The sequence below is a fragment of the Dyella sp. 01N448 genome (assembly GCF_056399225.1).
Window position 1 is genome coordinate 22,668 of sequence record NZ_JBFTQX010000024.1, and the last position, 8,688, is coordinate 31,355.

Consider the following 8,688-nt stretch of genomic DNA (forward strand, 5'->3'; position numbering starts at 1 on the left):
CCTAGCGTGGGAACACATCAGCCGCACCACACCCGTGCGTTGCGGAACATGCGCATCCACGGTGAATCCTCGCCCCACTTTTCCGGATGCCAGCTCATCAGCACGCTGCGGAACACGCGTTCCGGATGCGGCATCATGATCGTCACGCGTCCTTCGGCAGCGGTGAAACCGGTGAGACCGCCCGGCGAACCGTTCGGGTTCAGCGGATAGTCTTCGGTGGGCTTGCCGCGGTTGTCCACATAACGCAGCGCCGCGCCGGCCTTGGACGGGCTGCAGCTGTACGGGAAGCTCACGCGGCCTTCGCCGTGCGCCACCGCCACCGGGATGCGCGAACCGGCCATGCCCTTGAAGAAGATGCTCGGCGAATCGAGCACTTCCACCGTGGCCAGACGGGCCTCGTACTGCTCCGACGCGTTGCGCAGGAACTTCGGCCAGTGCTGCGCACCGGGGATGATGTCCTTGAGCTGGCCCATCATCTGGCAGCCGTTGCAGACGCCCAGCGCAAAACGCGAAGTGTCGGCAAAGAACGTGCTGAATTCCGCGCGCAGGTATTCGTTGTAGAGGATGGAGGTGGCCCAGCCGCGACCCGCACCCAGCACGTCGCCATAGGAGAAACCGCCGCATGCCGCAAAGCCGCGGAAGTCGGCCAGCTTGATGCGACCGCTGGCCAGATCGGACATATGGACGTCCACCGCATCGAAGCCGGCACGCGTGAACGCAGCCGCCATTTCGACCTGGCCATTGACGCCCTGCTCGCGCAGCACCGCCACGCGCGGGCGTGCGCCCTTGGCGATGTACGGTGCGGCGATGTCGTCGACCGGCTCGAAGCTCAGCTTCGGATGGATACCCGGGTCGGAGTCGTCCAGGCGCCAGGCGTTTTCGGCATCGGCCGACGCCGGGTTGTCGCGCAGGCGCTGCATGGCGTAGCTGGTTTCGTTCCACGCTTCGAACAGCGTGCGCCAGTTCCACTTGAACATGGTGTCGCCGTTGTGGAACAGCTTGATGCCGAGCTTTTCCTTTGGACGTCCAATGCGGTACGCCATGCTGGTCAGGCCATGCTTGACCAGCAGCGCCTCGAAGGCTTCGCGATTGGCCGAGGCCACCTGCATCACCGCGCCAAGTTCTTCGTTGAACAGCGCGCGCAGCGTCGCTTCCGCCCAGCCGTCCAGCTGAATTTCCAGACCGCAGTGACCGGCGAACGCCATTTCCAGCAAGGTCACGATGACGCCGCCGTCGGAACGGTCGTGATAGGCCAGCAGCAGACCGTTCGCGTTCGCTTCCTGCACCAGGTCAAACAGCGACTTCAGGCGCTTGGCATCGTCCAGATCCGGCGGCACGCCGCCGCCGCGGTTGAACACCTGGGTCAGCGCGGAACCGCCGAGGCGATCGCGGCAGGCGCCAAGATCCAGCAGCCAGAGTTCGGAGTCGCCGCGATCCAGGCGCAGCTGCGGCGTGAGCGTGCGGCGCACGTCGGTGACGCGCGCGAAGCCGGTGATGACCAGCGACACCGGCGACACCGTCGACTGCATGGTGTCGCCATCCTTCCAGATCGTCTGCATGGACAGCGAGTCCTTGCCGACCGGAATCGAGATGTCGAGCTCCGGGCACAATTCCATGCCCACGGCCTTCACCGCGTCGAACAGTGCCGCATCTTCGCCGGGGAAATTCACCGCCGCCTGCCAGTTGGCCGAAAGGCGGATTTCGCCCAGCGAGGCGATCGGTGCGGCGGCAAGATTGGTGATGGCTTCGCCCACGGCGAGGCGGGCGGCGTCCGGGCTGCTCAGCAACGCCACGGGTGCGCGCTCGGCCATCGCCATCGCTTCACCGGTGTAGCTGTCGAAATCGGTGACGGTCACGGCGCAATCGGCCACCGGCACCTGCCACGGACCGACCATCGGGTCGCGCACATTGAGGCCACCGACGGTACGGTCGCCAATGGTGATGAGGAAGCTCTTGCTGCCCACGGTCGGCAGGCGCAGCACGCGCATCAGCGCTTCGTCCATGCTGATGCCGGCCAGATCAGGCAAGAGATCGACGCGCGGCTTCAGGCGCTTGGCATCGCGATGCATGCGCGGCGGCTTGCCGAACAGCACGTCCATCGGCAAGTCGATCACCAGCGTGTCCGTGCGCGGATCGTGCACCACCAGGCGACGCTCAGCCGTGGCGTCGCCGACCACTGCATAAGGGCAGCGCTCGCGCTTGCAGTAGGCCTCGAATTCGGCGAGATCCTCCGGCCCGATCGCGAGCACATAGCGCTCTTGCGATTCGTTGCTCCACACCTGCATCGGCGACAGCGAAGGGTCATCGCACGGAATCTTGGACAGGTCGATGCGACCGCCCACACCGGCGTCGTTGAGCAACTCGGGAATGGCGTTGGACAGACCGCCTGCGCCTACGTCGTGCACGCTGACGATGGGGTTCTTGTCGCCACGCGCCCAGCAGCTGTCGATCACCTGCTGCGCGCGACGCTCCATCTCGGCGTTGTCGCGCTGCACGGAAGCGAAATCCAGCTCCTTGCTCGACGTGCCCGAGGCCACCGAGGAGGCCGCGCCACCGCCCAGGCCGATCAACATGGCCGGGCCACCGAGCACGATCACTTTGTTGCCCGGCTGCACGTCGCGCTTCTGCACATGGTCGGCACGGATATTGGCCAGGCCGCCGGCGATCATGATCGGCTTGTCGTAGCCACGGCGCACGCCCGCTTCACCGGTCTCGTGCTCGTACGTACGGAAGTAACCGCCCAGCGCCGGACGGCCGAATTCGTTGTTGAATGCAGCGGCGCCCAAGGGGCCGTCGCGCATGATTTCGAAGGCAGTCGCCATATGCGGCGGCAGCGGGCGATCCACTTCCCACGGTCGCGGCAGGCCAGGAATGCGCAGGTCGGACACGGAGAAACCGGTCAGGCCGGCCTTGGGCTTGGCGCCACGGCCGGTGGCGCCTTCATCGCGGATTTCGCCGCCGGCGCCGGTGGCCGCACCCGGCCACGGCGCGATGGCCGTGGGATGGTTGTGCGTTTCGACCTTGATCGCATAATCGATGCGCTCCGGATGCGAACGCCACACACCGTCCTGATCGGTGAAGAAGCGCTTGCCTTCGGAGCCTTCGATCACGGCTGCGTTGTCCTTATAGGCAGACAACGTATGAGCCGGCGAATGCTGGTGGGTGTTCTTGATCATGCCGAACAGGCTCTTGTCCTGAGCCTCGCCGTCCAGCGTCCAGCTGGCGTTGAACACTTTGTGGCGGCAGTGCTCGGAATTGGCCTGCGCGAACATGAAGAGTTCGGCGTCGGTCGGATTGCGACCCAGTTCGGCGTAGCGTGCGACCAGGTACTCGATCTCGTCGTCCGCCAGCGCCAGGCCAAGTTCCCGGTTGGCCACGTCCAGCGCGGCCTTGGGATCGCTGCCCAGCTCGATGTAGACCACCGGACCGGGCTGGCCACCGAGGAACAAGCTGTGCGCCTGGCTCAGATCGGTAAGCACCGACTGCGTCATCGCGTCATGCAGAACGGCAACGACGGCGTCGTACTGCGCGCTGCCAATGGCCGGCAGACTGGCGACCTGCCAGGCGACGCCGCGCTCGACGCGGCGCACGTCAAAGCCGGCGCCATGCAGGATATCGGTGGCCTTGCTGGACCAGGGCGAAATCGTGCCCAGGCGCGGAACCACCCATAGCGAGGCGTGTTCGGGCTTGCCTTCTTTGGCTTCGAGCACTTCCAGCAGGCGGCGATGCTGCTCGCCCTCCGGCTCGCGGTCGGCGTCGATGAAATAAATAAACCACGACGCCTGCACACGCGTGCCACGGTGAATGGCTTCCAGGCGTGCGTTCAGACGTTCAAGGCGAAAAGGGGAGAGGGCGCTCTGCCCGTCGAGTGCGATCATGCGGGGACAGGAGGTAGGCGAAAACGCCGATTGTACCTCATAGCGCATCAACACTGCCGCGACGCAGCATCGCGACCGTTCGGGCGACGCTGGCACTCCAACGCCGCCCAGTCAGTCTAACTCAATGAATCTACGGCCAATTGCCGCATGCCAGGGGCACAAAGCCGCATCGGTCGCCCGACATCAGCCGCCGGTCTTAAGCGCCTGCAACAGCTGCTCGGGCGTCACATAGCCGCCGACCATCGAACCATCGGCCGCAATGATGGTGGGCGTGCCCGACACGCCGAGCTTCACGCCCAGGTCGAATTCGTCCTTCACCGGGTTCGGACAGTTGGTGGCCTTGGGCGCCTTGCCCTGCTTGGCCGAGGTGAACGCGGCCTTGCGGTCGCTGGCGCACCACACCGAGACCATCTCGTTATAGGTGGGCGTGGTACGGCCCGCCTCGTTGATGACGCCTTCGCGCGGCCAGGCGATGTACTCCACCGCGATCCCGGCCTTGTTGAAATCGGCCATGTGTTCGTGCAACTGACGGCAGTACGCGCAGTTGACGTCGGTGAACACGGTGACGCGATAACGCGGATTGGCCGGCGCGAACACGATGCGGTCGGCCTCGGGCACCTTGGCCAGCTCGGCCTTGCGGAACTCGGCCCAGCCATCCTCGGTGATGTTCTTTTTCCTGCCCAGGTCGATCAGGTCGCCATTGAGCATGTACTTGCCGTCGCTGGACACATAGACCAGATGGCCCGAGGCGATGACCTGGTAAAAGCCCTGCATCGGTGCCGGACGGATCGAGTCGATGCTCGCGTTGGGCACCAGGCCTTGCACGGCACGGCGAATGGCGGCTTCCGACCCGGTGGCCACAGCGGCGGGCGCAGCGGTGGCCACACCAGTCGCACCCGTTGTGCCGTCCGGCGCGGCGCAGGCATTGAGTGCCAATCCGCCGACGCACAGCGCCAGCAACCATTTCTTGAACATCGCAGACCTCGTGGACATGCATTTCCCCGTGGGGGAAACGTGGGGGAAAGCCATTCTCGCACAGGCGCCTGAATGCGGATGCGGGCCGTTTGGCACAGCCGCGGGTCGGTCAACCGCGCGGATGGTGCTGGGCGTGCAGCCGCTTGAGACCTTCCTTGGCGACCAGCGTATAGATCTGCGTGGTGCTCAGCGCGCTATGGCCCAACAGCATCTGCAGCGCGCGCAGGTCGGCGCCGTGGTTGAGCAGGTGGGTGGCGAAGGAATGCCGCAGCACATGCGGCGAAATGCGCTTTGAGACGATGCCTACCTGCACGGCGTAGCGCTTCACCAACGTCCAGAACATCTGCCGCGTCATGCCCACGCCGCGGTTGCTGAGAAACAGCGCCAGAGGCTGGCGGCCGCGCGCGAGCGACGGGCGTGCCGCAGCGAGATAGGCCTCGATGCGCTCGGCCGCCACCTCACCGATGGGCACCAGGCGATCCTTGCCGCCCTTGCCGGTGACCCGCACGACGCCTTGGCGCAGGTTGAGCGAAGCCAGCGGCAACTGCACCAGTTCGGATACGCGCAAGCCCGAGGCATACATCAGTTCCAGCATCGCGCGATCGCGCAGACCCAGGGTCGTGCCAAGATCCGGCGCATCCAGCAGGCCCTCGATCTCGCGCTCGGCCAAGGCCTTGGGCAGGCTGCGCGGCATCTTGGGACGCTCGATCAACAGCGTGGGATCGTCGAAACCCGGTTCGGTGCGCGCGACATGGGCGTAGTAGCGACGAAACGCCGACTGCCGACGCGCCAGCGAACGCACCGCCACCGGCTGGCTGCCGTGATAGGCGGACAAGTGCTGACGCTGCGCGCTGCGCAGGCTCTGCCCCTGCGAGCCCAGCCAGCGCGCGAGACTTTCGAGATCGCTGCGGTAAGCCTCCAGCGTGCGGTCGGACAATCCATCTTCGGACCACACGCGCTCGATGAAAGCATCGATGCTGCGACGGTCGGCTTCGGCGATACTGGGTTCTTCTTGCTGCATGGACGCGATGCTGGCTGCCCGCCTCGCCACGTGCAAGCGTTCCCTACGCAGGCTGCCGTTTCGATGACTTCCAGCACCGCCACCGATATCTATTGCCCGCTGTGGCGCCGCCTGTTCGCCCTGCTCTACGACCTGCTGGCCGTGGTGGCGATCGTGATGGTGGTCGGTTACGTGTGCCAGCGCGTCACCGGCGGCAACCTGATCAGCACCGACGGGCACGCGCACATCGCATGGTGGTATCAGCCGCTGCAGGCGCTGCTGGTATCGGCCTATTTCATCGCATCGTGGTTGCGCGGCGGACGCACGCTGGGCATGCGCCCCTGGCGCATTCGCGTCAGCAACGAGCAAGGATTTGGCATCACGTTCACCCAGGCGCTCGTGCGATTGCTCGTGGCGGCAGCGCCGATGGGCTTGCTGGTACTGGCGCCGTGGATCGGCACCAGGGCGGCACTGTGGGCGATGGCCGCCGCATGGATCGTCTGGTTTGGCGTATCTATTTTCGATCCGCGTCGACGAGCGCTCCATGATGTGATCGCGCGCACGGTTTTGCGCAAGTAAGGAAAGCTTCACATGAAAGTGAGGTGGATTCGGGCAACACTGTTATATGCCCTCGCTTGCCTTACCCCGTCGCGACGCCACCGAGCTTAAACGCATCAATCAGGCGTTCTACGACTCGCTGTGGTCAGGCTCGCGACTGGTCGATCCCAGCCGCTTCAATACCTGGCCGATGGTGCGCGAACTGGCCATGGCGCTGCCGCGCCGCTTGGAAGTGGCGCCCGGTCTGCGGCCGCGGCTGCCGATCGATGGCACTTACTTCGTCGACATCAGCACGGCCGCCCTGGGTGAACTTCGCTCGCACGGCGCCAGTGCCGCGCGCGCCAACATCAGCGCCCTGCCCTGTGCCGACGCCAGCTTCGATCTGGTCTGCGCGCTCGACATCCTTGAGCACGTGCTGGACGACGACAAGGCGCTGCGCGAGCTTTCCCGCGTTGCAGCACCCGATGCCCGCATGCTGCTCTCCGTGCCACTGCACGAAGCGGCCTGGACCGAGTTCGACGAGTTCGTCGGCCACTACCGCCGCTACGAGCCCGCCCAGATTCTGCGCAAACTCGAGTCCAATGGATGGACTATCGAGCAGAGCGCCATCTACGGCATGCAGCCCACCTCCAAGACCTTGCTGGGCCTGGGCCAGTGGTATCTCACCCACCAGCGCGAGCGCGCCCTGTGGTGGTACAACCGGGTGATCATGCCGCTGGGCCTGCGCCTGCAGAAGCCGCTGCGCTGGCAGCGCGGCATGGCCGACTGCGACGGCGTGGACGAATTGCTGCTGCTTTGTCGCCGCGTCTAAGCACCTGATTCAGCAGGATTGAGACAATGCGGCGGCGCAGCACGACTGCGCCAAAACCGGGTAAGATGGTTTTCTCTGACGCTTCCCGGTTCCACCCCGATGCTTTATCAGATCCATGAGTGGCAGCGCGCTTTCCTTGGCCCGCTGAGCCACTACGCCGAAGCCAGCGCCAAGCTGCTGAGCGACATCACCAGCCCGTTCTCGCATCTCCCGGGTGCGCCGCGCATGGCCGCCGGCTACGAGCTGTTGCACCGTCTGGGCAAGGAATACGAGAAGCCCGCGTTCAACATCCCGCAGGTGACGGCGCACGGTCAGGAAATTGCCGTGATCGAGCGCGTGATGCTGGACAAGCCGTTCTGCCAGCTCAAGCGCTTCAAGCGCTTCAGCGACGATCCGGAAACCATCGAGAAGTTGAAGAACGACCCGACCGTGCTGGTCGTCGCGCCGCTCTCCGGCCACCACGCCACGCTGCTGCGCGATACGGTGAAGACCCTGCTGCAAGACCACAAGGTGTACATCACCGACTGGGTCGACGCGCGCATGGTGCCGACCAGCGCGGGGCCGTTCCATCTGGACGACTACGTGGCGTACATCGAGGAATTCATCCGCCATATCGGCGCCGAGCGCGTGCACGTCATTTCCGTGTGCCAGCCGACCGTGCCGGTGCTTGCCGCGGTGTCCCTGATGGCGGCGCGCGGCGAAGCCACCCCGCTCAGCATGACCATGATGGGCGGCCCGATCGAGCCGCGCAGCAATCCGACCGGCGTCAACAACCTCGCCACCACGCGACCGCTCAGCTGGTTCCGCGGCAACCTCATCCACACCGTGCCGCCGAACTATCCCGGTACTGGTCGCGAGGTTTACCCGGGCTTCTTGCAGCACGCCGGCTTCATCGCGATGAACCCGGGCCGCCACCTGAACTCGCACTGGGATTTCTACGAGAACCTGCGTCGCGGCGATCAGGATGATGCCGAGGCGCACCGCAAGTTCTACGACGAATACAACGCCGTGCTCGATATGCCGGCCGAGTATTACCTCGACACCATCGCCACCGTGTTCCAGCAGTTCCTGCTGCCGCGCGGGCTCTGGGATGTCTCCGGCGAACGCGTGAAGCCTGCAGCCATCACCAAGACCGCGCTGTTCACCGTCGAAGGCGAGCTGGACGACATCGCCGGCCTTGGCCAGACCGAAGCGGCGCATGATCTGTGCAGCGGCATCCCTGCTGACCGTCGCGAACACCGCGTGGTCGAAGGCGCTGGCCACTACGGCATTTTCAGTGGTCGTCGCTGGCGGCAGACGGTGTATCCGCAGGTGCGGGATTTCATTCGCAAGTTCGATAAGCGGGCTGCCTAAGCCTGCTTTTTGCCCCTCTCCCGCCCTGGGAGAGGGCTCCGCGTGTCTGTGGGAGCGCACCCTGTGCGCGACAGCCACGCCGCGGTGTACCGCTCGGTAGGTTTGTCGCGCAC

General features: G+C 65.3%; 6 protein-coding genes. 3 read left to right on the forward strand and 3 right to left on the reverse strand.

Annotated features, from left to right (window positions below):
- Positions 1 to 17 precede the first annotated feature (17 nt).
- The 3 genes from purL to xerD form a co-directional block, all read right to left on the reverse strand.
- Positions 18 to 3,878: a phosphoribosylformylglycinamidine synthase gene (gene purL / locus AC1DKY_RS20860; RefSeq protein WP_441605619.1), complete on the reverse strand. Its 3,861-nt coding sequence runs from the start codon at positions 3,876 to 3,878 to the stop codon at positions 18 to 20.
- Between the two features lie 183 nt (positions 3,879 to 4,061).
- Entirely contained in the window at positions 4,062 to 4,853 is a 792-nt protein-coding gene (locus tag AC1DKY_RS20865) for a DsbC family protein (RefSeq protein ID WP_441605625.1), read from the reverse strand.
- A 109-nt stretch (positions 4,854 to 4,962) separates the two neighbouring features.
- Complete coding sequence (gene xerD, locus AC1DKY_RS20870; protein ID WP_441605620.1) at positions 4,963 to 5,874, reverse strand: site-specific tyrosine recombinase XerD; 912 nt, start codon at positions 5,872 to 5,874, stop codon at positions 4,963 to 4,965.
- Between the two features lie 63 nt (positions 5,875 to 5,937).
- On the opposite strand from xerD, the gene AC1DKY_RS20875 reads away from it, so the two are divergent.
- From AC1DKY_RS20875 to AC1DKY_RS20885, 3 genes are all read left to right on the forward strand, one after another.
- Entirely contained in the window at positions 5,938 to 6,432 is a 495-nt protein-coding gene (locus tag AC1DKY_RS20875; protein WP_441605621.1) for an RDD family protein, read from the forward strand.
- Positions 6,433 to 6,478: 46 nt separating this feature from the next.
- Positions 6,479 to 7,222: a class I SAM-dependent methyltransferase gene (locus tag AC1DKY_RS20880; protein ID WP_441605622.1), complete on the forward strand. Its 744-nt coding sequence runs from the start codon at positions 6,479 to 6,481 to the stop codon at positions 7,220 to 7,222.
- Between the two features lie 99 nt (positions 7,223 to 7,321).
- On the forward strand, positions 7,322 to 8,575 hold the full coding sequence (locus tag AC1DKY_RS20885) for a polyhydroxyalkanoate depolymerase (protein WP_441605623.1): 1,254 nt from the start codon (positions 7,322 to 7,324) through the stop codon (positions 8,573 to 8,575).
- Positions 8,576 to 8,688: the final 113 nt, after the last annotated feature.

Coding starts and splice junctions, on each gene's coding strand:
- AC1DKY_RS20875 (WP_441605621.1), top strand. CDS start 5,938: ATGACTTCCAGCACCGCCACCGATATCTATTGCCCGCTGTGGCGCCGC.
- AC1DKY_RS20865 (WP_441605625.1), bottom strand. CDS start 4,853: ATGTTCAAGAAATGGTTGCTGGCGCTGTGCGTCGGCGGATTGGCACTC.
- AC1DKY_RS20885 (WP_441605623.1), top strand. CDS start 7,322: ATGCTTTATCAGATCCATGAGTGGCAGCGCGCTTTCCTTGGCCCGCTG.
- AC1DKY_RS20880 (WP_441605622.1), top strand. CDS start 6,479: ATGCCCTCGCTTGCCTTACCCCGTCGCGACGCCACCGAGCTTAAACGC.
- xerD (WP_441605620.1), bottom strand. CDS start 5,874: ATGCAGCAAGAAGAACCCAGTATCGCCGAAGCCGACCGTCGCAGCATC.
- purL (WP_441605619.1), bottom strand. CDS start 3,878: ATGATCGCACTCGACGGGCAGAGCGCCCTCTCCCCTTTTCGCCTTGAA.